The sequence below is a fragment of the Mesobacillus sp. AQ2 genome (assembly GCF_030122805.1).
In the GTDB taxonomy this organism is placed as follows: Bacteria; Bacillota; Bacilli; order Bacillales; family Cytobacillaceae; genus Mesobacillus; species Mesobacillus oceanisediminis_A.
In genome coordinates, this window is sequence record NZ_CP126080.1 from 224,870 (window position 1) to 250,000 (window position 25,131).

Annotated in this window: 23 protein-coding genes, 11 tRNA genes and 2 rRNA genes (1 of these 36 running past the window's edge); 34 read left to right on the forward strand and 2 right to left on the reverse strand. The window is 45.9% G+C overall.

Going from position 1 to position 25,131, the window contains the following annotated elements; translation table 11 throughout:
- The first annotated feature begins 30 nt into the window (after nt 1-30).
- From QNH36_RS01225 to QNH36_RS01250, 6 genes are all read left to right on the forward strand, one after another.
- Entirely contained in the window at nt 31-1,410 is a 1,380-nt protein-coding gene (locus QNH36_RS01225; RefSeq protein ID WP_251544797.1) for a UDP-N-acetylmuramoyl-tripeptide--D-alanyl-D-alanine ligase, read from the forward strand.
- Nucleotides 1,411-1,543: 133 nt separating this feature from the next.
- The gene (locus QNH36_RS01230; protein WP_144481180.1) at nt 1,544-2,254 is read left to right on the forward strand and encodes an alpha/beta hydrolase; all 711 of its coding nucleotides are present in this window, start codon (nt 1,544-1,546) and stop codon (nt 2,252-2,254) included.
- Nucleotides 2,255-2,583: 329 nt separating this feature from the next.
- The gene (cshA, locus tag QNH36_RS01235; protein ID WP_283904489.1) at nt 2,584-4,062 is read left to right on the forward strand and encodes a degradosome RNA helicase CshA; all 1,479 of its coding nucleotides are present in this window, start codon (nt 2,584-2,586) and stop codon (nt 4,060-4,062) included.
- Nucleotides 4,063-4,522: 460 nt separating this feature from the next.
- Nucleotides 4,523-5,488: a UV DNA damage repair endonuclease UvsE gene (gene uvsE / locus QNH36_RS01240; protein WP_283904490.1), complete on the forward strand. Its 966-nt coding sequence runs from the start codon at nt 4,523-4,525 to the stop codon at nt 5,486-5,488.
- Nucleotides 5,489-5,672: 184 nt separating this feature from the next.
- Entirely contained in the window at nt 5,673-6,155 is a 483-nt protein-coding gene (locus QNH36_RS01245; protein WP_251544795.1) for a PH domain-containing protein, read from the forward strand.
- Entirely contained in the window at nt 6,148-7,596 is a 1,449-nt protein-coding gene (locus tag QNH36_RS01250) for a PH domain-containing protein (protein WP_283904491.1), read from the forward strand. Before QNH36_RS01245 ends, QNH36_RS01250 begins: the two co-directional genes overlap by 8 nt.
- Before the next feature lie 117 nt (nt 7,597-7,713).
- Here QNH36_RS01250 and QNH36_RS01255 read toward each other — a convergent pair whose 3' ends face one another.
- The gene (locus tag QNH36_RS01255; RefSeq protein WP_144481172.1) at nt 7,714-8,298 is read right to left on the reverse strand and encodes a rhomboid family intramembrane serine protease; all 585 of its coding nucleotides are present in this window, start codon (nt 8,296-8,298) and stop codon (nt 7,714-7,716) included.
- A gap of 147 nt (nt 8,299-8,445) precedes the next feature.
- On the opposite strand from QNH36_RS01255, the gene acpS reads away from it, so the two are divergent.
- The 14 genes from acpS (at nt 8,446) to QNH36_RS01325 (ending at nt 20,105) form a co-directional block, all read left to right on the forward strand.
- A complete protein-coding gene (gene acpS, locus QNH36_RS01260) occupies nt 8,446-8,799 on the forward strand; it encodes a holo-ACP synthase (RefSeq protein ID WP_251544793.1) in 354 nt (117 codons plus the stop codon).
- Nucleotides 8,800-8,990: 191 nt separating this feature from the next.
- Nucleotides 8,991-10,004, forward strand: a complete 1,014-nt coding sequence (locus QNH36_RS01265) for a LolA family protein (protein WP_283904492.1) — start codon at nt 8,991-8,993, stop codon at nt 10,002-10,004.
- Nucleotides 10,005-10,311: 307 nt separating this feature from the next.
- On the forward strand, nt 10,312-11,469 hold the full coding sequence (gene alr / locus QNH36_RS01270) for an alanine racemase (protein ID WP_251544792.1): 1,158 nt from the start codon (nt 10,312-10,314) through the stop codon (nt 11,467-11,469).
- 193 nt (nt 11,470-11,662) lie between these two features.
- Entirely contained in the window at nt 11,663-11,944 is a 282-nt protein-coding gene (locus QNH36_RS01275; protein ID WP_031308192.1) for a CopG family ribbon-helix-helix protein, read from the forward strand.
- Between the two features lie 4 nt (nt 11,945-11,948).
- On the forward strand, nt 11,949-12,299 hold the full coding sequence (gene ndoA / locus QNH36_RS01280) for a type II toxin-antitoxin system endoribonuclease NdoA (RefSeq protein WP_041967053.1): 351 nt from the start codon (nt 11,949-11,951) through the stop codon (nt 12,297-12,299).
- 634 nt (nt 12,300-12,933) lie between these two features.
- Nucleotides 12,934-13,767, forward strand: coding sequence for an RsbT co-antagonist protein RsbRA (locus tag QNH36_RS01285; protein WP_144481164.1), 834 nt, complete (start codon nt 12,934-12,936; stop codon nt 13,765-13,767).
- The gene (locus QNH36_RS01290) at nt 13,764-14,120 is read left to right on the forward strand and encodes an STAS domain-containing protein (RefSeq protein ID WP_041967776.1); all 357 of its coding nucleotides are present in this window, start codon (nt 13,764-13,766) and stop codon (nt 14,118-14,120) included. Before QNH36_RS01285 ends, QNH36_RS01290 begins: the two co-directional genes overlap by 4 nt.
- A 4-nt stretch (nt 14,121-14,124) precedes the next feature.
- Nucleotides 14,125-14,526: an anti-sigma regulatory factor gene (locus QNH36_RS01295; protein WP_144481162.1), complete on the forward strand. Its 402-nt coding sequence runs from the start codon at nt 14,125-14,127 to the stop codon at nt 14,524-14,526.
- Between the two features lie 11 nt (nt 14,527-14,537).
- Nucleotides 14,538-15,548, forward strand: coding sequence for a PP2C family protein-serine/threonine phosphatase (locus tag QNH36_RS01300; protein WP_144481160.1), 1,011 nt, complete (start codon nt 14,538-14,540; stop codon nt 15,546-15,548).
- A gap of 58 nt (nt 15,549-15,606) precedes the next feature.
- The gene (locus tag QNH36_RS01305; RefSeq protein WP_144481158.1) at nt 15,607-15,939 is read left to right on the forward strand and encodes an anti-sigma factor antagonist; all 333 of its coding nucleotides are present in this window, start codon (nt 15,607-15,609) and stop codon (nt 15,937-15,939) included.
- The gene (gene rsbW, locus QNH36_RS01310; RefSeq protein ID WP_283904493.1) at nt 15,936-16,409 is read left to right on the forward strand and encodes an anti-sigma B factor RsbW; all 474 of its coding nucleotides are present in this window, start codon (nt 15,936-15,938) and stop codon (nt 16,407-16,409) included. Before QNH36_RS01305 ends, rsbW begins: the two co-directional genes overlap by 4 nt.
- Nucleotides 16,387-17,181 (forward strand): RNA polymerase sigma factor SigB, encoded by a 795-nt coding sequence (sigB, locus tag QNH36_RS01315; protein WP_144481156.1) that lies wholly within the window; start codon nt 16,387-16,389, stop codon nt 17,179-17,181. The genes rsbW and sigB overlap by 23 nt, the downstream gene beginning before the upstream one ends.
- Nucleotides 17,178-17,774, forward strand: a complete 597-nt coding sequence (locus tag QNH36_RS01320; RefSeq protein ID WP_283904494.1) for a PP2C family serine/threonine-protein phosphatase — start codon at nt 17,178-17,180, stop codon at nt 17,772-17,774. Before sigB ends, QNH36_RS01320 begins: the two co-directional genes overlap by 4 nt.
- A gap of 159 nt (nt 17,775-17,933) precedes the next feature.
- The gene (locus QNH36_RS01325; protein WP_481825312.1) at nt 17,934-20,105 is read left to right on the forward strand and encodes a Tex family protein; all 2,172 of its coding nucleotides are present in this window, start codon (nt 17,934-17,936) and stop codon (nt 20,103-20,105) included.
- Between the two features lie 33 nt (nt 20,106-20,138).
- On the opposite strand, the gene cmpA is transcribed toward QNH36_RS01325, so the two are convergent.
- Entirely contained in the window at nt 20,139-20,249 is a 111-nt protein-coding gene (gene cmpA, locus QNH36_RS01330; RefSeq protein ID WP_139378277.1) for a cortex morphogenetic protein CmpA, read from the reverse strand.
- Between the two features lie 93 nt (nt 20,250-20,342).
- On the opposite strand from cmpA, the gene QNH36_RS01335 reads away from it, so the two are divergent.
- The 14 genes from QNH36_RS01335 to QNH36_RS01400 form a co-directional block, all read left to right on the forward strand.
- Nucleotides 20,343-20,819, forward strand: coding sequence for a SprT family protein (locus QNH36_RS01335; RefSeq protein WP_283904496.1), 477 nt, complete (start codon nt 20,343-20,345; stop codon nt 20,817-20,819).
- A 130-nt stretch (nt 20,820-20,949) separates the two neighbouring features.
- Nucleotides 20,950-21,024: transfer RNA gene (locus tag QNH36_RS01340), tRNA-Asn, on the forward strand.
- Between the two features lie 18 nt (nt 21,025-21,042).
- A tRNA-Ser gene (locus QNH36_RS01345) sits at nt 21,043-21,133 on the forward strand.
- A 15-nt stretch (nt 21,134-21,148) separates the two neighbouring features.
- Nucleotides 21,149-21,223 (forward strand) — tRNA-Glu (locus tag QNH36_RS01350).
- A 30-nt stretch (nt 21,224-21,253) separates the two neighbouring features.
- Nucleotides 21,254-21,329: transfer RNA gene (locus QNH36_RS01355), tRNA-Asp, on the forward strand.
- 7 nt (nt 21,330-21,336) lie between these two features.
- Nucleotides 21,337-21,411: transfer RNA gene (locus tag QNH36_RS01360), tRNA-Gln, on the forward strand.
- A gap of 157 nt (nt 21,412-21,568) precedes the next feature.
- A tRNA-Lys gene (locus QNH36_RS01365) sits at nt 21,569-21,644 on the forward strand.
- Between the two features lie 63 nt (nt 21,645-21,707).
- Nucleotides 21,708-21,792, forward strand: a tRNA-Leu gene (locus QNH36_RS01370).
- A gap of 58 nt (nt 21,793-21,850) precedes the next feature.
- Nucleotides 21,851-21,936: transfer RNA gene (locus QNH36_RS01375), tRNA-Leu, on the forward strand.
- A gap of 63 nt (nt 21,937-21,999) precedes the next feature.
- A tRNA-Arg gene (locus QNH36_RS01380) sits at nt 22,000-22,076 on the forward strand.
- Nucleotides 22,077-22,093: 17 nt separating this feature from the next.
- Nucleotides 22,094-22,170, forward strand: a tRNA-Pro gene (locus QNH36_RS01385).
- Nucleotides 22,171-22,189: 19 nt separating this feature from the next.
- Nucleotides 22,190-22,263, forward strand: a tRNA-Gly gene (locus QNH36_RS01390).
- Between the two features lie 116 nt (nt 22,264-22,379).
- Nucleotides 22,380-23,929 (forward strand): 16S ribosomal RNA (locus tag QNH36_RS01395).
- Nucleotides 23,930-24,154: 225 nt separating this feature from the next.
- Nucleotides 24,155-25,131: ribosomal RNA gene (locus QNH36_RS01400) — 23S ribosomal RNA — on the forward strand; it runs 1,958 nt beyond the window's last position.
- The 16S and 23S rRNA genes sit together here with 11 tRNA genes alongside, the layout of an rRNA operon.

Genomic DNA, 25,131 nt, shown 5'->3' on the forward strand with positions numbered 1-25,131 from the left:
TGTTCTCTCTTTTCATGGGAGGAAATCTGTATGATCCAAAAAACTTTAGCACAAATCGCGAAAATGGCAGGCGGGCTGAATGATGTAAGCAAATTTGCTGATATCGAGGTCAAGGGTGTTTCGATTGACACTCGCAAAATTGAAGCAGGGAATCTATTTGTTCCTTTTAAAGGTGTGCGGACAGACGGACATAAATTTGTAGTGGATGTCATCCAGAATGGCGGAGCTTCTGCGGCCCTCTGGCAAAAAGATGTGCCGAATCCTCCGGAGGACCTTCCAGTCATCATCGTCGAAGACACGACGACTGCTCTTCAGGAACTTGCGAGAAACTACCGGGATTCACTTGATATCAAGGTTGTCGGGATTACAGGCAGCAACGGCAAAACGACAACAAAGGATATGACAGCAAATCTGCTTGCCCAAAAATACAAGGTTCAAAAAACAGAAGGGAACTTCAACAATCATCTTGGACTTCCGCTGACGCTTTTGCGTCTTCGGGAAGATACAGAGGTTGCCGTGCTTGAAATGGGGATGAGCAGCAAGGGTGAGATTGATTTTTTAACTAAATTGGGTCGTCCGGATGCAGTGATCATCACAAATATCGGAGAATCCCACCTGCTTGATCTTGGTTCAAGAGAAGCCATTGCTGATGCGAAACTGGAAATCATCACTGGCCTTCAGGAAAATGGTCTGATCATTTTTCACGGAGATGAACCGCTACTGCAGGAAAGACTGCAGGACTATAAGGGAAATGGCGTACTTAAAACATTCGGGGCAAGCCGGGAGAATGATTTGTATCCGGTTGATATCGAGCCTATGGAGAATGGCAACAAGTTCACAACGAACATTGTCAGTGACACGTTCTATTTGCCGGTCCTCGGAAACCATAATATCCTGAACGCCTTGGCAGCCATGCTTGCCGCAGAGTTCCTGGGCGTTCCTTTTGAAAAAATGAACGACGGCTTTGCCAGCTTGAAGCTGACAAACATGAGGATGGAGCTTTCAGAGGGAGCTCACGGCGAAAAAATCATCAATGACGCCTATAACGCGAGTCCGACATCCATGAATGCGGCGATTGACCTTGTTGCCAATTTGTCTGGCTACAACCGCAAAATCCTTGTACTCGGTGACATGCTCGAGTTAGGGCCGCTGGAGGAAGAATACCATTATAAAGTGGGGACTTCCCTTGATGCCGATAAGGTGGACTACGTGTTCACATACGGCAAGCTGAGCGAATCGATCGCCAGAGGTGCAAAAGAAGTCCTTGGTGAAAACAGGGTCTTTGCTTTCGATGATAAACAGCAATTGAGTGAAGAACTGAAAAATTATGTAACCGATGAAACAATCGTTTTGGTAAAAGCATCACGCGGTATGGCGCTTGAGGAAGTCGTCCAGGCGCTTCAAAAATAACCAGCAAAAAAGATGTCCTTTAACCGGGACATCTTTTTGGTGTTGATTTGTAATGCTTTATCGAGGAAATTCTGGGTTAAATCATTTAAAATGGGGAAAGATTAAATACGAGAAAAACTAATGGGTGATGGTTATGATAGGTTGTCTGCTGATCCATGGATTTACCGGAGCTCCTTATGAAGTTGAGCCTTTAGCCCAGTCATTAAAAGCGCGGACTGACTGGAAAATAGTTGTTCCCACCCTTCCTGGACATGGCGATGAGCTAAGTTTGAAGGGAATAAAGCATAACGAGTGGATTGACCATGCTGAAAGGGAACTGAAAGCTCTATTGAATGAGTGTGATACCGTATATGTAGTCGGGTTTTCGATGGGCGGTCTGATTGCCAGCTATCTGGCCTCAGCCTATCCGGTCGATAAACTGGTCCTGCTTAGTGCCGCTGCCTATTATGTGAATCCAAAGCAGCTTGCATTCGACATCAGGGAAATGATGAGAGATACTGTAAAAGGAAAATTGAAGGAAAATGAGTTGTTCAGGCGTTACACGAGAAAAATCAAAGAAACACCCATGACCGCAACCTTGCAGTTTCGCAGGCTTGTAAACCAAATCAAGCCTATTCTCAACGATGTCAAGGTGCCTACCTTGATCGCCCAGGGCGAGAGCGATGGCATCGTCCCTCCCAAGAGCGCCCGTTATCTTTATGAAAACATCGGCGCAAAGGAAAAACGGCTGATTTTTTATAAGAACTCCAAACATCTGATTTGCCACTGCGACGAAAAAGAACACCTTTTTGATGAAGTATATGATTTTTTGACCTCCAAACCGAGAGAGGGAATCAGCAGCTGAAGCTTCGTCTCGAAAATTGCTTTTCCTGACTAAAGATGGTATGATGAATATTGAGTGTCTAACTGAGAAAATCCTTTAAGCGGACATACTCCCGTGCTGGAGAATGTCTTTTTTTGCTAATATTTCAGGTTCTGTGCTTCAGCATACGCAAGCGACTGCTGATTCAGCCCTGCTTAAAACACAAGGTGCTAACACCTATTTTGCCGTAAAGGTACGATAAACTAACCAGAATCAGAAATGATTTGGATCCTTAAACAGCCACTTAAATAAACGAAGCATCGGAAGAACCGGTGCGGGATAAATGTGAACATAAAGGAGAATGAGCAAAGTTGACAATGTTCCAAGACATGGGGATTAGCCCCGCAACATTAAAAGCTGTAAAGAATATGGGTTTTGAGGAAGCAACTCCGATTCAGGCAGAGACGATTCCAATCAGCCTTCAAAATAAAGACGTGATCGGCCAGGCACAGACAGGTACTGGTAAGACTGCGGCTTTCGGTATTCCTCTAGTGGAAAAAATCAAGAAAGAAAACCATAACATCCAGGGAATTATCATCGCGCCAACCCGTGAATTGGCTATCCAGGTTTCCGAGGAATTATATAAAATTGGTGCTGGCAAAAGAGTCGGCGTACTTGCTATCTACGGCGGACAGGACATCAACCGCCAGATTCGCGCACTGAAAAAAGGTCCGCATATCATCGTCGGAACACCAGGACGTCTGCTTGACCATATCAACAGAAAGACAATCCGTCTGGATAATGTCGAAACAGTCATCCTTGACGAAGCAGATGAAATGCTGAACATGGGCTTCATCGAAGATATCGAAGCCATCCTTGCGCAAATCCCTAACGAACGCCAGACATTATTGTTCTCGGCAACAATGCCGGGACCGATCCGCAAGATCGCTGAGCGCTTCATGAAGGACCCTGAAGTTGTTAAAGTTAAAGCAAAGGAAATGACTGTTCCTTTGATCGAGCAATACTATGTTGAGGTTCAGGAAAAGAACAAGTTCGACGTCCTTACTCGTCTTCTTGACATCCAGTCACCGGAACTGGCAATCATCTTCGGACGCACAAAGCGCCGTGTTGATGAGCTTTCTGAAGCATTGAACCTTCGCGGCTACACAGCTGAAGGCATCCACGGAGACCTGACACAGGCTAAGCGTATGTCCGTATTAAGAAAGTTCAAGGAAGGTTCAATCGACGTTCTTGTTGCAACAGATGTTGCAGCGCGTGGACTTGATATCTCTGGCGTAACGCATGTATACAACTTCGATATCCCTCAGGACCCTGAAAGCTATGTACACCGTATCGGACGTACTGGCCGTGCAGGTAAAGAGGGTATGGCGATCACGTTTGTCACACATAGAGAGACTTCATACCTTCATGTAGTGGAAAAAACAACTAAACGCCGTATGGAAAAAATGACTGCTCCAACCCTGGACCAGGCGCTTGAAGGCCAGCAAAGAGCTGTTATTGAAAAGATTACACAAACAATCGAGTCAAACAACCTTCAATACTACCGCCAGGCTGCAGATGAGCTATTAAAAGACCATGATGCTCAAACAGTCGTTGCATCCGTATTGAAAATGCTCACTAAAGAGCCTGATACAACTCCTGTTAAGCTTACTGAGGAAAAGCCTCTTCCAAACGGAAGAGACAAAAAGCCTCAAGGGGGCGACCGCAGACGTTACGATAACAGAGGCGATGGCCGTAAGAAGCCTTACAAGCCACGTTCTGGAACAAAACGCACAGGCGGTGGCGGCAGCAGAGAAGGCGGCAGCTACAAATCAAGATCATCACGCTAAAATAAACACGAAATCCCCGGTTGGTTTACCCAGCCGGGGATTTTTTTATGCGATTTTTGAAAAGTGAGTGTTTTTTTTAGTGAAGTGTTCACTTTATTGTATGAATCCTGCTGTTTTTAAGAGGATTTTAGAAAAGTAATAATCACTTTTTAGGATTTACCGACCCCATATTGGGTTGCACCCCATGAAATCTCCGCAACAGATCGGGATATTTTAATTATTCGACCACCTTTCAGAATATATCAATCACATTTCCGATTATATCGACCACATTTTGAAATATATCGACCACATTTGCCATTTTATCGACCACATTTCCAAATATATCGACCAACAGTCCGCCAAACTAGCTTAACTCTTCGTCCTGAATCTGGATATCGGCCGCATATGAACCGCAAAATTAGAACTTGCCGCTCATGTTAGTTGGGCATACTACTGAAAAAAGAGTGGGGTGAATCTGATGACGATTGTGAGGCTGGGATATGTGGCGATGAGCGAGGAGTTGAAGAATGCTTCGCCGTCACAGACGATGACTTTCAAGCAATTCCAGGGAATCAAGGACCGTGAAGCGGCGATCAATAAGCTTGAAAGAATCGCGGTTTCCAATCTTGAAAACTGCCTCCGCCTTTTAAGGCACAGCAAGGCGAATGAGATTCACTTTTTCCGGCTTAGCTCCCGGCTGATTCCGCTTGCCAATCATGAGGAGCTTTCCGATTGGAAGTATATGCGGGCGTTAAAAAAGCCACTCAAGGAAATTGCTGATTTTTTACATGAGAATCCAATGAGGGTTGATTTTCATCCGGATCATTTTGTCCTTCTGAATACATTGAAGACCGATACGCTCAACAACTCGGTCAAGACGCTGGCGATGCACCATGCGTTTTTGAAGGGGATGGGGATTGACCCTGAGCATCGATGCGTCCTCCATGTAGGCGGAGTGTATGAGAACAGGGAGAAAGCCCTTGAACAATTCATCCATAACTGGGGGCTGGTCTCTACCCGGCTGCAAAGCATGATCATGCTTGAAAATGATGATACTTCGTTCACTCTGCATGACACGCTATATCTTTGCGAGAAATTGGGGATCCCGCTCGTGTTCGATTACCATCACCATCTCGCCCATCATGAGTATATAAACTGGGAAGCGCAATGGGAGCGTGTCGTCGGGACATGGGAGCAATCCATGCTCCCTGTGAAGATGCATATATCAAGCCCTCGTTCGGAAAAAGAGTTCCGCGCACACGCCGAATATGTCGATGTAAAGATGTTCATGGACTTCCTGAACGGAATAAAAGGCTCCGTTCCTGAAATCCACTGTATGATCGAAGCGAAAAAGAAAGATCTGGCCCTGTTTAAGCTGGCAGAGGATTTAAAACAAATACCGGAAATCGAAGTCATAGACGGCAGCAGCTTCCTCCTGAAATAGTCGATAAATTCCATGAGAACCAGGCTCCTGTCGAATCGGCTCTTCATTTGCCATTCACTCGTCGGATGGCCCCTTAGTGAATCTCATTCCCAGCACATTCCTTGCTAATTTAGTGCCCCAGGAGTGGGGAGTTGTTGTATACTTAGGAAGGTGCTATTAATTGGTAATAATGGGAGGATAACTTATGACGATTTCTGAGCCGCAAAAGCGGATTTCCGAGCGGGCTTTGACTGTCTGGAAAATTGCCGCTGGTCTTCACTCCCTGTTGGTTTGGATATTAGCTGGCGGTCTGATCGCCATTACGATGATTTTTGATTTTCCGAATTGGATAATTGGAGCTGCTATTTCCGTGGCAGTTGTATATAGCTATTTGTTCATTTTTTTATTGCCGAAGCTGCGCTGGAAACGCTGGCGTTACGAAGTCAGGGAACAGGAGATCGAGCTTCAATATGGAGTTTTTATTGTGAAAAGGACGCTGATCCCGATGATTCGGGTCCAGCATGTTGATACGCTGCAGGGGCCATTGTTAAGGAAATATGGTTTATCGACGGTGACGGTGTCAACCGCTGCGACGGTCCATGAAATACCAGCGCTTGATATGGAGGAAGCGGAGAGCTTGAGAACGTCCATTTCCAGGCTGGCAAGGGTGGCGGATGAAGATGTCTGAGCCGAAAAGACTGCATCCAGTGGCCGCGATTGTCAATGCACTCCGACAGCTGAAAGAAATGATCATTCCATTCCTGATCTTCGTCGTCTTCGGCAGCAGGGGCACGGATTGGGACTTGTTTTATTTCATTGGGTCAATCGCGGTAGTCGTACTGGTGTTAGTATATGGGGTTCTGTCATGGTATAGATTTACATATCGAATCGAGCAGGGTGAACTAAGGATTGAATATGGACTGATTGTCAGAAAAAAACGGTACATTCCATTCGACCGGATTCAAAGCCTTGATTTGTCGGAAGGAATTTTACAGCGGCTTTTCGGGCTTGTGAAGGTAAAAGTAGAGACAGCGGGCTCCGGCGGGATGGGCCTGCAGGATGGCGAAGCGGTACTCACGGCCATCACGAAGCAGGATGCCCAGGAAATCCATGATTACCTGGTCTCCATCAAGAAGCATGGGCAAATCCAGCAAGGAGAAGAGGACCTGTCTTCAAGTGAAGAGGTACTTTATAAAATATCAGTTCCTGAGTTGTTGATGCTGGCAACGACTTCAGGCGGAGTAGGGGTTGTCATCTCCGCAGTGCTGGCGTTCGTGTTCCAGTTTGAAGAATTCATCCCTTATGAACAGATTTTTGATGGAGTGGAAAACTTTGTCCAAAACGGCGTTATTTTTATCAGTGTTGTCGTTTTCATCGGGTTTCTGCTGGCTTGGCTCATCGCGCTTCTTGGGACGATGCTAAAATACGCTAATTTTACCGTGAGGAAAGTCGACAATGATCTTGTCATAACCCGGGGATTATTGGAGAAGAGGCAGTTTACGATCCCGTTGAATCGGATCCAGGCAGTCCGGATCAGCGAGAACCTTATCAGGCAGCCGCTTGGATATGCGTCGGCATTCGTTGAAAGTGCGGGCGGATCGGCGCTTGACCAGGAAAGCTCAAAGGTCCTCATACTGCCGATTGTGAAAAAAAGAAAAATCCCCGGCCTGCTTGAACCGTATTTGACGGATTACCATTTCCGCGTCAATCTATCGCCCGCACCTCCGCGGGCATACCGGAGATATTTGTTGAAAGGCTGGCTGTTCGTCCTGCCGGTCATCGCACTGGCCATCTGGTTTTTGAGGCCGTGGGGATACGGAGCGCTTATTCTGCTCGCTCTCTCGGCCATCTGGTCATACCTCAATTACAAGGATGCAGGCTGGAGTCTTGACGAAGGGATGCTGACATTCCGTTATCGGAACATGGCCAAAAACACTGTATATATGAGGAAAAATAAAATCCAATCCTTCAGTGTCAAACAAAGCTCTTTTCAGAAGAAAAAGAAGCTTGCCACTGTAGAAGCGATTGTCATGTCCGGACATGGCGGCGCCGGAGGCAAAGTCATCGATCTCGAAAAGCGGGACGCTGATCAAATTTATAACTGGTATTCGCATGAAATGCCAGATTGACAGGTCGAATGTTGTTTCACTCGAAATGCCAGAGTGAGGACAAAACGCTGGTATTTGCATGAAACATAAAGCACACATATTGAAAGATACGAAAAAAGCGCCTGCTGGGCGCTTTTTTTACCTTCTGTAGGCCGCCGCGCCAATCAGGAAGCCCGACAGCATTCCGAAAATATGGGCGGTAATGTTGATGTTCGACTGGACGAAGGTCATGATGACGGCGATGATGGCAATGGTCATGATTGTCTGCGAGTTCTCGCGCGACATCATCGCTTTCCGGAACATAATGATAGAAATATAGAAACCGAACAGGCCAAAAATTGCGCCGCTTGAGCCGACATGTGTATAAGTCAGCGGTTCAAGCAACAGGGTGGCGAGGTTCGCGGCAATCCCTGTAACAAGATATACCAGGATGAACTTTGTTCTGCCGAGCAGCTGCTCCAGCGCCGGTCCGAACAAGACAAGCGAAAAGCTGTTGAACAGCATGTGCGCAAAGCCGGCATGCATGAAGATGGGGGTGACGATCCGCCAGTATTCTCCGTTGACAACATACAGGTTCACTCCTGCCAAACGTTCAAACAGGTATTTGCTCGGAAAAATTGGCAATGCTGTCAGCAAGTATAATAAGATATGAATGAATATGATGAAGGTAATGACCGGGTAAAAGCGAATGTAGTCACGCAAGTTTTCAGTCCTTGTAAACATGGAAACCTCCTGGTTACTGATATCGTGAGGCTTAATCAAATCGCTCTGGTTTAATGATAATCCTATTTTAAAGGATAGCCCTAATTGGCAAAAGTTGTACACTATTTTGTATGCTGAATGAAGCTTTTTTAGAAGGGAGCTGTAAAAATGATCATCGGAACAGGAATCGATATTGTGGAAATCGGGCGGATCCGCAAACTGGTGGAGTCGCAGCCGCGTTTTCCTGATAGAGTGTTAACCGAGAAAGAAAGAGAAGTTTATCGTCAATATAAGGAACGGAGGGCAATTGAGTTCCTTGCAGGACGATGGGCAGCTAAGGAAGCTTTTTCAAAAGCAAAAGGGACTGGCATCGGCAGGGAATTGTCTTTCATGGATATTGAAATCGAAAACGACCCGCATGGACGCCCGGTTATCACAAAGCCTTATATGGAAGGAATTCACCTGTCGATCTCTCACAGCGAGCATTACGCCATTGCGCAGGTAGTCATCGAAAAAATTTAAAATGCTTGTCAATCCCGGGGGCATATTCGCCCAGGTTGTCTCATATATTCATAATGCAGTAAGGGAGACAAGGCTAGGGCGGCGAGAATATGGCTGCACGAAGACTACTCAAGCAATTTTGCAGCCGGTGTCTTATTCCTGTCCTTTCTTTCCCTTTACACGTTTAAATGAGACTAAAAGGGGTTGGAAGAATGAAGAAAAGGTTATTGCTGCTTCTCGCCGGGTTCATGGTTATTTTTGCTCTGGCTGCCTGCGGTACAAAATCACAGGAATCTGTGGTTAAGGACTTGGACGGAACGCTCAATGATTTAAAGAGTTACAAAGCTAAGGCAAAGATGACATTGCAGATGGGTACCGAGCCGCAAGTGTATGATGTGGAGATTTGGCACAAAGATCCGTCATTTTACCGTGTGAATTTGAAGAATGCCCAGAAGGACCAAAGTCAGATGATCCTCAGGAATGATGAGGGAGTCTTTGTTCTGACACCTGCGCTGAACAAGAGCTTCCGTTTCCAGAGCGACTGGCCGAAGAACAGCAGCCAGGCTTATCTGTACGAATCTTTAATCACAGATATCCTCGAGGATAAGCAAGCGAAATTCTCGGCTACCAAGGAACATTACGTGTTCGAGACGAAAACAAGATACCAGAACAACAAGATGCTTCCAATCCAGGAAATCAAGCTGAAAAAGAAGAGTCTTGCGCCAGTAAGCGTGAAGGTGATGGATCCGGACCGCAATGCGCTGGTGACGGTAGAATTCTCTGATGTGAAATTCGACGCAAGCTTTGATAAAGATGCGTTTGACATGAAAAAGAACATGACAGGTGCTCAGCTTGAGGTACCGGTTATGGCTGATGTGGAAGACAAGGAATTTACAGTGAAATATCCAGTCGCCGAAATCCCGGGCGTGACGCTGATCGATGAAAAGGAAATCAAGACAGAGGATGGCAAGCGAGTTGTCTTGACATACGACGGCGACAAGTCATTCACGCTCATCCAGGAGAAAGCGAATGCCATGCCTGCGATGTCCTCGGCCATCAATATGACTGGAAAGCCTGTCGACCTTGGATTCACGGTTGGTGCTATGAACGAAACATCGATTTCATGGACACATCTCGGAGTCGATTATATGCTGGCATCCACAGACTTATCACCTGAAGAGATGGAAATGGTCGCCAAATCGGTATTGGCCGATATGGAAAAATAAGAATCGTCAAGCAGGCTCAGAGTAACCTGGGCCTGTTTTTTTATGGGCTTGGGAATAAAATCTGTTTTTGAGGAATATAATCTGACGTTTAAGGAATAAAAACCATTTTCTAAGGAATATAATTGTGTTTTTAAGGAATATATTTAGTTTTTCAGGAATAAATCGATATCCTCTTCTAAAACCAGTTCACTCCCGAGAAGTAGTTCCTCCTTGAAAAATCCGTATATATCCATTTGACATTGAGTTCTTTCAGTTTGATAATTAAACAATATAAATTAAGCTCGGATTGAAGGAAGTGGAGTTTTCGGTGGAAGAGCAAGGATTTTTTTACCGTGATACTTGGGCAGAAGTGGACCTGGATCGGATCAAAAACAACGTAAAGGAAATCTCAGGTCATTTGTCTGAGGATGTTGAACTTATTGCAGTTGTGAAGGCCAATGCATATGGACACGGGGATTTGCAAGTGGCTGAGGCGGCATTGGAAGCAGGAGCGTCAATGCTTGCGGTAGCATTCATGGACGAGGCACTCGCATTGCGGAAAAAGGGGATCACTGCACCGATCCTTGTCCTTGGTGCCAGCAGGCCGGGAGACGTGAATATCGCAGCCGAGGAAGGAATCATCCTTACTGTTTTTCAGAAAGAATGGCTGGAAAAAGCGAAGGAAGTATTGAAAAAGGATGCCGCCCTTTTGCTTCATATAAAAATAGATACAGGAATGGGCCGGATTGGAATCCGTACGGTGGAAGAGCTGAAGGCTGTGGAAAGGCTTATAACAGAAGACCCGCGCCTGCAGCTTCATGGCATTTACACACATTATGCAACAGCGGACGAATTGGATGATACGTATTTCAACAGGCAGCTGGCATCGTTCAAGGGAATGCTGTCAGCCCTGGACCAGCTGCCGCCAATCGTCCATAGCAGCAACAGTGCAGCCGCCCTTATGCACCCCGATGCCCGCTTTAATGCCGTAAGAATAGGAATCGTGATGTACGGACTGGCGCCATCAATGGAAATCGCTCCTGAATTGCCGGTGGAGCTCCAGGAGGCGTTCACTCTCCACTCGAGGATTGTGCATGTAAAGAAACTGGAAAAAGGTGAAAAAGTCAGCTACGGTGCTACGTATGAAGCCCCTGAAGAAATTTGGGTAGGGACGCTGCCGATTGGGTATGCTGATGGATGGATAAGAAGGCTCCAGGGGCAGGAAGTGCTGGTCGATGGCCAAAGGTCGCCGATCATTGGCCGTATCTGCATGGATCAATGCATGGTAAGACTTCCGAATGAGGTTCCCGTTGGAACGGTCGCTACCCTGATCGGGAGCCAGGAACAAGAATCGATTTCCATCAATGAGATTGCAAGCAAGCTGGAAACCATTAATTATGAAGTCCCGTGCATCATTTCCTCCAGGGTGCCAAGATTGTACAGGCAAAATGGCAAAGTCGTCGATTTGAACAATTCATTGCTATAAAACACATCCAATAATTAACAAAGCTGTGTAATCCCGCTAATACCATGCATAAAATACTAATTTTTTGGCGGATAATACAGAAGAATTGCTGATTTACCTTTGCATCTGGCATAAATAGTGATAATATTAGAAATGGTAGAGAGATAACGAACTTAATAATGGTATGTAGTGATGATGGTGGAGGTGTATGTTTGTGTCTGAATCCAGCGCAACAACTGAGATTTTGGTAAAGTTACCGCAGCATCTGTTGAGTGAACTAGATGGATTTGTTAAGCAAGAAAACGTAAACCGCAGCGAATTTATTTATCAGGCAACAAAAATGTTTTTGCGTGAGAAGAAAAAGAGACAAATTCGTGAATCCATGAGACGTGGCTATATGGAAATGGCCAAGATTAATCTAACCATTGCATCAGAAGCATTTCAAGCAGAATACGAGGCAGAACACACAGTTGAACGTCTAGTCAGCGGAGGATGATCCTTTGATTGTCAAACGTGGTGACGTCTATTTTGCAGACCTATCCCCAGTTGTTGGTTCGGAACAAGGCGGAGTGCGCCCTGTCCTGGTCATCCAAAACGACATCGGGAATCGGTTCAGTCCCACAGTCATTATCGCAGCGATCACGGCACAGATCCAAAAAGCCAAGCTTCCAACTCATGTAGAAATTGATGCGAAGCGGTACGGTTTTGAAAGAGATTCGGTCATATTATTGGAACAAATACGCACAATTGACAAACAGCGCCTAACCGATAAAATTACCCATCTCGATGACGAAATGATGGAAAAAGTGGATGAAGCCCTTCAGGTAAGTTTAGGTCTTATTGAATTCTGATCAACAGCACGCTCTTGAATAAAAAGAGCGTTTTTTTGTAACCGGACCACCTGGCCTGCCAGCAGGCCTTTTACATAACCCCCAAAAAATAAAAACGGATGTTTTCTGTGTGGGAGGCAAGCATAGCGCTTGTCTCTTTTTTAATTGGCGGGGGTTGTTTTAGAGGTGCGGCAAGAAAAGCAGGAAAGCTGTCCGAAGCAGTCCCGAGTTCGGACAGGTTCGGCAGGATATGCAGGAAAGCTGTCCGAAGTAGCTCTGAGTTCGGACAGGTTCAGCAGGATGTGCAGGAAAACTGTCCGAAGCAGTCCTGAGTTCGGACAGGTTAGGCAAGAAAAGCAGGAAAGCTGTCCGAAGCAAGCCGAAGAGTCACCAATCTCCCAATCGCCACACAGGCATAAACACAAAATTTACCCACGCTAAAATTTAATTCAGCAAAAATAGGAATAATAACTATGCGATATTCCATGAATGGTGTCGACAAGTTGATTTTATTTGACGAAAGAAAACTGTTATCATTAAATGGAGATATATAATCAGGAATTTGTGAAAATTTAATTACAGTTTTAAAAATGGTTTACATTTGGGCGGATTGGGGTAATGTAAAATTTTGTTGTGATAGAATGGGGAGGATGGAATGAATAAAATAATATCAAATTATATTCAGGGTCATAAACAAGACATCCTGGATCAATGGATAGATAGGACGAAAGAAGAAGCGGATGATCGGGTGGTCCGTTTAGTATCAGATCGTGTATTCCAATCAACGAGCAAGGAATTTATCGATTTGATCATATCTAATTTTAAAGGTACGAGTGAGGAATATAAGGAAAGGCTGACGGATTTTGCTGAAAAGGTGGTCAGGCTTGGCTGGCCATTGACGTTTGTCACCAAAGGCCTTCATACCTTTAATTTGATTGTTTTTGAAGGGATGCAGAGGGAAGAAGTCGTAACGCCTGAGAATCAGATGGAAATCATATTTGAGTTTGACCGCTGGGCAACCCCAATGAACAATGAGATTGTCAGTGTATACTCGTCTACATGGGAAAGAACGGTTTCCCTTCAGAAAATTGCCCTTCAGGAACTTTCGGCTCCGCTTATTCCTGTATTTGAAGGAATTACGGTGATGCCGCTTGTTGGTACCATCGATACAGAGCGTGCAAAACAAATCATGGAAAACCTGCTAAAAGGTGCGGTTAAACACCGTTCTGAGGTAGTTCTTATAGATATTACAGGTGTTCCTGTCGTAGATACGATGGTTGCCCACCATATTATCCAGGCAGCGGATGCTGTCAGGCTTATTGGTGCCAAGTGCATGCTGGTCGGAATCCGTCCGGAAATAGCCCAGACCATCGTCAACCTGGGCATTGACCTGAACCAATTTACAACGAAGAATAACTTGAAAAAAGGAATAGAAGCAGCTCTTGAGCTGACAAATAAAAAAATCGTTTCACTGGAGGGAGCAAAGTGAGAATACCTATCCTAAAGCTGGATGATTGTCTGTTGGTCTCCATTCAATGGGAGCTTGATGACCAAACTGCTCTTCAATTTCAAGAGGACTTGCTCCATAAAATTCATGAGACAAGTGCCAATGGTGTCGTCATTGATTTAACCTCAATCGATTTCATCGACTCTTTTATCGCCAAAGTCCTTGGAGATGTCATCAACATGTCCAAGCTTATGGGTGCGATTGTAGTCATAACAGGAATCCAGCCTGCTGTAGCGATAACGCTAATTGAATTAGGAATCGGACTTGATGATGTCCTAACTGCATTAGATTTAGAAAAAGGTTTGGAGAAATTACAACAGGAATTGGGGGAATAGCTGAATGGACATCCAATCCTGCGTAACGATTATCAATGAATGGGACATCGTGGCCGCGCGCCAGCTTGGCAGGAATGTAGCGAAAGAGCTTGGTTTCGGCACGGTTGACCAAGCAAGAATCACCACAGCCATCAGTGAATTGGCCAGGAATATTTACTTGTACGCCGGAAAAGGACAGATTTGCATCGATAAACTGTATGACGGCGGAAAAGCGGGATTGCGAATCAATGCAGTAGATAGCGGCCCAGGTATTAAAGAAATACGCCAGGTCATGGAAGATGGTTATTCAACATCAGGAGGACTTGGAGCCGGCCTTCCCGGGGTTAAGCGTCTTATGGACGAATTCGACATAGACTCTACTCCTGGACAAGGAACACAGATCAAAGCAACTAAATGGCTCCGTTAGGGGGAAACAGTATGGATTTCCGAGAAATGATGGAATCAAAGTATCGGGATATTCTTGACAATTATATAAAAGAGCAATCCGAACAAGCATTATATGCGGGACAGAAATTCAGCCGGAAGTCGATAGAGCACAAAATCGCACCGGAAGAAATCATCAGCCTGCATAAAAGCTTGCTTCTTGAAATGTATCCTGAACTACCAGAGGATATTATGCATTCCTTTGACATTCTCCTCGAAGTGATGATTGGTTATGGTATTGCTTACCGTGAGCATCAAAGCTTAAGGCACCAGCAGGAGGAATTAAGGTCCGAAATGGAAATTGCCGCTAATGTCCAGCAAACCCTGCTTGGCACGAATATCCCTACCGTTCCCGGTATCGATATCGGCGCAATCAGCGTCCCTGCAAAGCATATGAATGGTGACTATTTCCATTTTGTCCAGGATGAGAATGACAATATCAGTGTTGCGATCGCTGATGTAATCGGAAAAGGGATTCCGGCAGCGCTTTGTATGTCCATGATTAAGTATGCGATGGACAGCCTGCCAGAAAACCGGCTTGATCCGAGCAGCATCCTGGAAAACCTGAACAGAGTCGTTGAACAGAACGTTGACCCAAGCATGTTCATCACAATGTTTTATGGAATGTTCAATCCTTCCAACAACATCTTCTATTATGCTTCCGCAGGGCATGAGCCTGGCTTCTATTATGATTCCAAAAAGAAGGAATTCTCAGAGTTGGTCGCAAGAGGCTTGCTGTTAGGAGTGGACAAACGGACAAAGTATACCCAGTACGAAAAAGAAATACTTCCTGGGGATATGGTGATCCTGATGTCTGACGGAGTGACTGAGTGCAGGACGGAAGAGGGTTTCATCGAAAAGGAAACATTAATCGGATATATAAATAAATATATTCACTTAAATGCTCAGGAAATTGTCAATAATATCTTTAGGGAACTTGAAAAACTTCAGCATTTCCAATTGCGGGATGATTTTACTTTGATCATTTTGAAAAGAGATGTTTAATCAGAACCCGAAACGGGTAAATCAAAAGAGCAATTGAATTGTAAAGGGTGGGTCATTTATGAATATTTCGATAGATGTTAAAGAAACAGAATCTAAGTTAGCAGTTAAAGTAAACGGTGAAATTGATGCATATACAGCTCCACAGCTTCGTGAAAAGCTTTTCCCTTTATCTGAAAAAGAAGGTGTAAAGATGGTTGTTGACCTTTCAGAGGTCAATTATATGGATAGTACTGGGCTTGGAGTATTTGTAGGAGTATTCAAGAACGTCCGTGCACACGACGGTGAGTTCAAGATCGTCGGCTTGTCCGAACGTTTGCAGAGACTTTTCGAAATCACCGGCTTGGCCGACATTATCGATATAAACAGCCAGATAGAGGGTGGAGTGCAATGAACCAGTCATTTGACTATATTGAGATGAAAATCCCGGCTAAACCGGAATTTGTAGGTGTCATTCGTTTGACCCTTTCTGGTATTGCAAGCCGCATGGGTTTCTCCTATGACGAAATTGAAGATTTAAAAATTGCGACCAGCGAAGCATGTACCAACGCTGTGCAGCATGCATATAAAAACAAAGAGAATGGCGAAGTTATCATTGGTTTCGGATTGTATGAAGACAAGCTTGAAGTGATGGTTGCAGATAATGGACAAAGCTTTGACTTCCACTCAGCGCGCCAGGGCCTCGGTCCTTATGACCAGAATAGTTCTGTGGAATTCCTTCGCGAAGGAGGCTTGGGACTGTATCTGATCGAAACCTTGATGGACGAGGTTCGGATCCATCACAAAGAGGGCGTCACGGTCTTTATGACCAAGTACCGAGAAGGAGAGCAGGTGGAGAGAGATGCAGAGACAATCTCAACCTAAGCAGAGGCCAAAAGAAGAGATTAATGAATTAATCAAAGCCTACCAGCTACATGAGGATGCAGACGCCCAGAATGAGCTGGTTCTTCATTATCAAAACCTTGTCGAAACCATCGCGAGAAAGTACTCGAAGGGAAGGTCATTCCACGAGGATATTTTCCAGGTTGGAATGATCGGTCTTTTAGGCGCAATCCGCCGTTACGATGAAACATTCGGCAAAAGCTTTGAAGCATTTGCCGTGCCGACCATCATTGGTGAAATCAAAAGATTCTTAAGAGATAAAACGTGGAGTGTTCACGTACCGCGCAGGATAAAAGAACTTGGTCCTAAAATCAAGACAACTGTAGAAGATTTGACCACCCAGCTGCACCGCTCTCCTCGAGTGGATGAAATCGCAGAAGCACTTCAGGTTTCCGAAGAAGAAGTGTTGGAAGCGATGGAGATGGGGAAAAGCTACCAGGCTTTATCCGTTGACCATTCTATTGAAGCCGATTCTGACGGCGGAACAGTCACCCTGTTGGACATCGTCGGAAATATTGATGAAGGCTATGAAAAAATCAACCAGAGAATGGTTCTCGAAAAAGTACTTCATGTACTGAGCGAGCGCGAAAAGTTAATTATCCAATATACCTATCTTGATAACCTGAGCCAGAAAGAGGCTGGTGACAAGCTCGGTATTTCACAGATGCATGTATCAAGACTTCAAAGAAGGGCAATCAAAAAGCTTCAAGAAGCGATTCATGCGGAAAACAACAACTCGGAGTATATTACATGATCCAACAGTTCAAGGACAAAATAGAACTTTATGCTTACCAGACAATCAAAGAAGGTAAATTAGAGTGCGGTGACAGTTACTATTATACAGCCACCGATGATTATTTTGTCTGTGTAGTAGCAGATGGACTCGGGTCAGGACAATACGCGCATGAAGCATCTGCGGCGGTCGTTTCAGTAGTCGAACAGCACCATCATGAAGATGTTGATACACTCATGAAATACTGCAACAACATTCTGGTGCAAAAACGCGGGGCTGCTGTATCGATCTTCAAGGTCTACTTCGAAAGCCGTCAATTCGTGTACAGCTGCGTCGGGAATATCCGCTTTTTCCTCTATGCGCCAAACGGCAAATTGACGTATCCTTTGCCGGTTACAGGTTATCTTTCAGGGAAGCCGCAAGTATTCCACACCCAACGATTTGTTTACGAGCCAGATTCAAAATTCCTGATCTACTCAGATGGGTTTGATATCCATGGCGCAAAAACACTTTTGAAGGGATACCGGTCCGTAGCAGCCGTCGCGGAACAAATCAAAAGGGAATACGCAAACTCAATGGATGATGCAACTTTTATTGTGGGAAGTCTACTATAGCCGGTGGACTTCTTTTTGTTTTATATAGATGTCTTTCACAATTCATTAAAATCCTTCCGGGCAGAAGCGAAACTGTAAACCTCACCCCGGTTTTGGTACACTATTAAGGTATCAAGAAATACCAATATGATAATGGAGGATTGTCTCTTGACTCAAACAATGGATAAGCAAGACCAATATGTAAAAATCATTGCCAAAGAGCAATCGTTAGCAGCGAAACAGGTGCAAAGTGTGATTTCATTGATCGCTGAAGGGAACACGGTCCCGTTCATCGCCCGATATCGGAAAGAAATGACTGGCGCCCTTGATGAAGTGCAAATTCGCGACATCGTTGAAAGATGGCAATACATACAGAACTTGGAACAGCGTAAAGAAGAAGTCATCAGGCTGATCGAGGAACAGGGAAAGCTGACAGACGAACTTAAAGCGAACATAGAAAAATCGATCAAGCTTCAGGAAGTAGAAGACCTTTACCGTCCGTACAAGCAAAAAAGAAGGACGAAAGCAACCGCCGCCAAAGAGAAAGGCCTTGAGCCTCTTGCTCAATGGATGCTGGAATTCCCTGTTAGCGGCAGTCTTGAAGGTAAGGCCGGGGAGTTTTTATCAGAAGAAAAAGGCGTTGAATCCGTTGAGGACGCGATTGCAGGCGCGAAGGATATCATTGCCGAAATCATTTCCGACGATGCAGAAAGCCGTAAATGGATTAGAAGCGAAACCTTTAAGACAGGCTCTATTGAATCTGCCGTAAAAAACGAAGAGCAAGATGAGAAAAATGTTTATGAGATGTACTACGAATACTCCGAACCGGTCAGTAAAGTAGTCCCTCACAGGATTCTTGCGCTCAACCGAGGTGAGAAAGAAGACCTTTTAAGGGTGTCAATCAAGCCGAAAACAGAGATGATCATGAGTTATCTGCAGCGTAAGTGGATTTCCAAAAATCATTCTGTAACAACAACTTCGGTAACAGAAGCGATTGAGGATGCCTACAAACGCTTGATCCAGCCATCAATTGAACGTGAAATCAGGAATGAGCTCACGGAAAAAGCAGAAGAGCAGGCGATCCATATCTTTTCCGAAAACCTGCGCAAACTGCTCCTTCAGCCTCCTTTAAAAGGAAAGGTCGTTCTTGGAGTAGACCCTGCGTTCCGGACAGGCTGCAAATTGGCTGCTGTCGATGAGACCGGAAAAGTTTTATCGATCGGTGTAATCTATCCGCATACATCGAGTGCTAAAAGTACCGAAGCACGGGACAAATTCATTAAAGTCCTGAAAGATTACGATGTAGAAATGGTGGCCATCGGCAACGGTACAGCTTCAAGGGAGACGGAGCAATTCGTATCAGATATTCTAAAGGAACTGGATCGAGAAATTTTCTATCTAATCGTCAATGAAGCAGGCGCAAGTGTCTACTCCGCATCTGACCTTGCCCGTGAAGAGTTCCCGAACTATCAAGTAGAGGAAAGAAGTGCCGTTTCGATCGCACGCAGATTGCAAGATCCCCTGGCAGAACTCGTGAAAATCGATCCTAAATCTGTTGGTGTCGGTCAATACCAGCATGATGTAAGCCAGAAGAAACTATCCGAATCCCTGACATTCGTTGTAGAAACGGCAGTTAACCAGGTGGGTGTTAACGTAAACACAGCCTCATCATCATTGTTGCAATATGTATCAGGACTATCAAAGACGGTTGCCAATAACATCATCAAGAAGCGAGAAGAGGAAGGGAAGTTCACGAGCCGGGCACAGCTTAAAAAAATCCCGCGCCTTGGAGCCAAGACCTATGAACAGGCAATTGGATTCCTTCGTGTCATTGACGGAAAAGAACCGCTTGACCGCACTGGCATCCACCCGGAAAGCTATGGCGAGGTAAAGCAGCTGCTTGACAGTCTCGGATTTAAAACGTCTGATCTAGGGACATCCGCACTGAAGGATGCTTTAGGGCAAATCAATATCGATCAGACAGCTGACCAGCTTGGAATCGGTAAACTGACGCTTAAGGACATCATTGACGCTCTCGTCCGTCCAGAAAGAGACCCGCGTGATGAACTTCCAGCTCCGCTTCTAAAGAAAGATGTTCTAAAGCTGGAGGATCTAAAACCAGGGATGGAGCTTCAGGGGACTGTAAGAAATGTAGTGGATTTCGGAGCTTTTGTGGATATCGGCGTTAAACAGGATGGCCTTGTCCATATCTCCAAACTAAGCAACCGCTTTGTAAAACACCCATTGGATATTGTCTCGGTAGGCGATGTAGTAACAGTATGGGTAGACAGTGTAGACCAGAAAAAAGGCCGTGTCGCTTTGACAATGCTGAAGCCCGATCAAGCAAAATAAAGAAGACTGCAGTCAATCCTGCAGTCTTTTTCACTACTCCTGTTTCTTTCTATAAAAAAACCAACATTGATTTAAGAGTTTGATTTGATAACGATTTTTTTCATAGAAGGCTCGTTTCATTTGATTCTGGAACCAGACTGGCATAAACAATACCTCCTTAAGATAAATACGGTAAAAGGTAACATTAATATATGCTATAATGGGTTGTCAGGTTTCTAAAAAGGCAGGAGTTCTTAAATGACAGACCAAGAATTGCAGAATCTTGTTAGTAAAATCTCAGATGACTATTTCCAAAAGCCTTTCAGGCATAAAGCCTTCTTCAATTCCCGACTTCGAACCACCGGCGGCAGGTACATGCTGAATAGCCACAATATCGAAATTAACAAAAAGTATTTCGAACAGCTTGGAGAAGAGGAGCTTATCGGTATTATCAAGCATGAGCTTTGCCATTACCATCTTCACCTGGAAGGGAAAGGCTATAAGCATCGAGACAATGATTTTAGGAAATTGCTCAAACAAGTAGATGCACCCAGATTTTGTTCCACTCTGCCTGAGGAAAAGAAACGAAAATCAAAGAGCCAAAAGTTCCTGATTTATCAATGCAGCAAATGTAAGTTGGACTATCGCAGGAAAAGATCCATTAACACTTCAAAATATGTTTGCGGAAAATGCAGGGGAAAGCTGGTCAAGGTCAAAGAAATAGTTGTAGATTAAGGTTTCCAGGCATTCAAGCTCGGGTTCGAAAAATATTAAAAACATGGTTGACTTTTGCTGGGCTGCTCCCTATAATAGTAAGAGTCGATAAGACGTCATCATGAAATAACGCAAGAAGAAATGCTGCTATTCCGCAGTAGCTCAGTGGTAGAGCACTCGGCTGTTAACCGAGCGGTCGTAGGTTCGAATCCTACCTGCGGAGCCATTAATTTTTTCGAGGTATGGGGAAGTACTCAAGAGGCTGAAGAGGCGCCCCTGCTAAGGGTGTAGGTCGGGTAACCGGCGCGAGGGTTCAAATCCCTCCTTCTCCGCCAGAACATTTCATATATGGCCCCTTGGTCAAGCGGTTAAGACACCGCCCTTTCACGGCGGTAACACGGGTTCGAATCCCGTAGGGGTCACCATTTGCAAAAAAAACAAAAAATATCTTCAATGGTCCCGTGGTGTAGCGGTTAACATGCCTGCCTGTCACGCAGGAGATCGCCGGTTCGATCCCGGTCGGGACCGCCATTTTCATTGGGCTATAGCCAAGCGGTAAGGCAACGGACTTTGACTCCGTCATGCGTTGGTTCGAATCCAGCTAGCCCAGCCATTTTTTTGAGCCATTAGCTCAGTCGGCAGAGCAGATTGCTCGCTGCATTGAGTTTTCTTCCCTGGCAATCTGCGAGAAAGACCGAAGGTCTTTTGAGCATCAGATGCGATGAGGGAAAATAAATGGGTGGATACAATCTTTGTTCCACTTCAAAAATGAGCCATTAGCTCAGTCGGTAGAGCATCTGACTTTTAATCAGAGGGTCGAAGGTTCGAGTCCTTCATGGCTCACCAGTTTTTTTACAACAGTTGAAAAAACTTTCTCTGGATTCTGCTTAGGCGGGATGATATTAATACGCGGGTGTGGCGGAATTGGCAGACGCACCAGACTTAGGATCTGGCGCCGCAAGGCGTGGGGGTTCGACTCCCTTCACCCGCACCATTAATTACCTGTTGATTAATGCGTTTGAATCAGTTAAGATATAAACCTGTCATGTTATGCGGTCGTGGCGGAATGGCAGACGCGCTAGGTTGAGGGCCTAGTGGGGGCAACCCCGTGGAGGTTCAAGTCCTCTCGGCCGCACCAAAAAAGATATTGACACACTTAAACGATTGTGTTAATATATATAAGTTGCTATTAAAACATTATGCGCCCGTAGCTCAATTGGATAGAGCGTCTGACTACGGATCAGAAGGTTATGGGTTCGACTCCTTTCGGGCGCGCCATTATATTTTCTCTTTATCGGGGAGTAGCTCAGCTTGGTAGAGCACTTGGTTTGGGACCAAGGGGTCGCAGGTTCGAATCCTGTCTTCCCGACCATCAGCAACTAATATCATATGCGGGTGTAGTTTACTGGTAAAACCTCAGCCTTCCAAGCTGATGTAGTGGGTTCGATTCCCATCACCCGCTCCAGTTTAATTGTTCTTTGAAAACTAAACAAACAAGCGTCAACAAACAATAAATTATCATGCTTCTATTAATAGAAGACATGAGCCAACGTTTTAACTTATGAGCTAACTCATAACTCTTTCTTGGAGAGTTTGATCCTGGCTCAGGACGAACGCTGGCGGCGTGCCTAATACATGCAAGTCGAGCGGATCTTCATTAGCTTGCTTTTGAAGATCAGCGGCGGACGGGTGAGTAACACGTGGGCAACCTGCCTGTAAGACTGGGATAACTTCGGGAAACCGGAGCTAATACCGGATAATCCTTTCCCTCACATGAGGGAAAGCTGAAAGACGGTTTCGGCTGTCACTTACAGATGGGCCCGCGGCGCATTAGCTAGTTGGTGAGGTAACGGCTCACCAAGGCAACGATGCGTAGCCGACCTGAGAGGGTGATCGGCCACACTGGGACTGAGACACGGCCCAGACTCCTACGGGAGGCAGCAGTAGGGAATCTTCCGCAATGGACGAAAGTCTGACGGAGCAACGCCGCGTGAACGATGAAGGCTTTCGGGTCGTAAAGTTCTGTTGTCAGGGAAGAACAAGTACCGGAGTAACTGCCGGTACCTTGACGGTACCTGACCAGAAAGCCACGGCTAACTACGTGCCAGCAGCCGCGGTAATACGTAGGTGGCAAGCGTTGTCCGGAATTATTGGGCGTAAAGCGCGCGCAGGCGGTTCCTTAAGTCTGATGTGAAAGCCCCCGGCTCAACCGGGGAGGGTCATTGGAAACTGGGGAACTTGAGTGCAGAAGAGGAGAGCGGAATTCCACGTGTAGCGGTGAAATGCGTAGAGATGTGGAGGAACACCAGTGGCGAAGGCGGCTCTCTGGTCTGTAACTGACGCTGAGGCGCGAAAGCGTGGGGAGCGAACAGGATTAGATACCCTGGTAGTCCACGCCGTAAACGATGAGTGCTAAGTGTTAGAGGGTTTCCGCCCTTTAGTGCTGCAGCAAACGCATTAAGCACTCCGCCTGGGGAGTACGGCCGCAAGGCTGAAACTCAAAGGAATTGACGGGGGCCCGCACAAGCGGTGGAGCATGTGGTTTAATTCGAAGCAACGCGAAGAACCTTACCAGGTCTTGACATCCTCTGACAACCCTAGAGATAGGGCGTTCCCCTTCGGGGGACAGAGTGACAGGTGGTGCATGGTTGTCGTCAGCTCGTGTCGTGAGATGTTGGGTTAAGTCCCGCAACGAGCGCAACCCTTGATCTTAGTTGCCAGCATTCAGTTGGGCACTCTAAGGTGACTGCCGGTGACAAACCGGAGGAAGGTGGGGATGACGTCAAATCATCATGCCCCTTATGACCTGGGCTACACACGTGCTACAATGGATGGAACAAAGGGTCGCGAAGCCGCGAGGTGAAGCCAATCCCATAAATCCATTCTCAGTTCGGATTGCAGGCTGCAACTCGCCTGCATGAAGCCGGAATCGCTAGTAATCGCGGATCAGCATGCCGCGGTGAATACGTTCCCGGGCCTTGTACACACCGCCCGTCACACCACGAGAGTTTGTAACACCCGAAGTCGGTGGGGTAACCTTTTGGAGCCAGCCGCCTAAGGTGGGACAGATGATTGGGGTGAAGTCGTAACAAGGTAGCCGTATCGGAAGGTGCGGCTGGATCACCTCCTTTCTAAGGATATTGCCTAAGGGCAATCGGAATGCGAATCTTTCGATTCGTACTGTGGATGTAATCCACATAGTTGTACGCTTGTTTGTTTAGTTTTGAGGGAGCAATTCTCTCAAGACTTTTTTGTTCCTTGAAAACTAGATAATCGTAAGTAAGAAGAACCAAGAAGAAAACCGAGTGATCGCCATTTTAGTTTTCTCTCTATTCAATTAGAGAAATGACCTTTTAGGTTAAGTTAGAAAGGGCGCACGGTGGATGCCTTGGCACTAGGAGCCGATGAAGGACGGGACTAACACCGATATGCTTCGGGGAGCTGTAAGTAAGCTTTGATCCGGAGATTTCCGAATGGGGAAACCCACTGTTCGTAATGGAACAGTATCTTTACCTGAATACATAGGGTATTGAAGGCAGACCCGGGGAACTGAAACATCTAAGTACCCGGAGGAAGAGAAAGCAAACGCGATTCCCTGAGTAGCGGCGAGCGAAACGGGACATAGCCCAAACCAAGAGGCTTGCCTCTTGGGGTTGTAGGACACTCTACATGGAGTTACAAAGGAACGGGGTAGATGAAGTGGTCTGGAAAGGCCCGTCAGAGAAGGTAAAAACCCTGTAGTTGAAACTTCGTTCCCTCCTGAGTGGATCCTGAGTACGGCGGGACACGAGAAATCCCGTCGGAAGCTGGGAGGACCATCTCCCAAGGCTAAATACTCCCTAGTGACCGATAGTGAACCAGTACCGTGAGGGAAAGGTGAAAAGCACCCCGGAAGGGGAGTGAAAGAGATCCTGAAACCGTGTGCCTACAAGTAGTCAGAGCCCGTTCATGGGTGATGGCGTGCCTTTTGTAGAATGAACCGGCGAGTTACGATTACATGCAAGGTTAAGTTGAGAAGACGGAGCCGCAGCGAAAGCGAGTCTGAATAGGGCGAATGAGTATGTGGTCGTAGACCCGAAACCAGGTGATCTACCCATGTCCAGGGTGAAGGTTGGGTAACACCAACTGGAGGCCCGAACCCACGCACGTTGAAAAGTGCGGGGATGAGGTGTGGGTAGCGGAGAAATTCCAATCGAACTTGGAGATAGCTGGTTCTCTCCGAAATAGCTTTAGGGCTAGCCTCACGTTGTAAGAGTCTTGGAGGTAGAGCACTGTTTGGACTAGGGGCCCTCATCGGGTTACCGAATTCAGACAAACTCCGAATGCCAAAGAC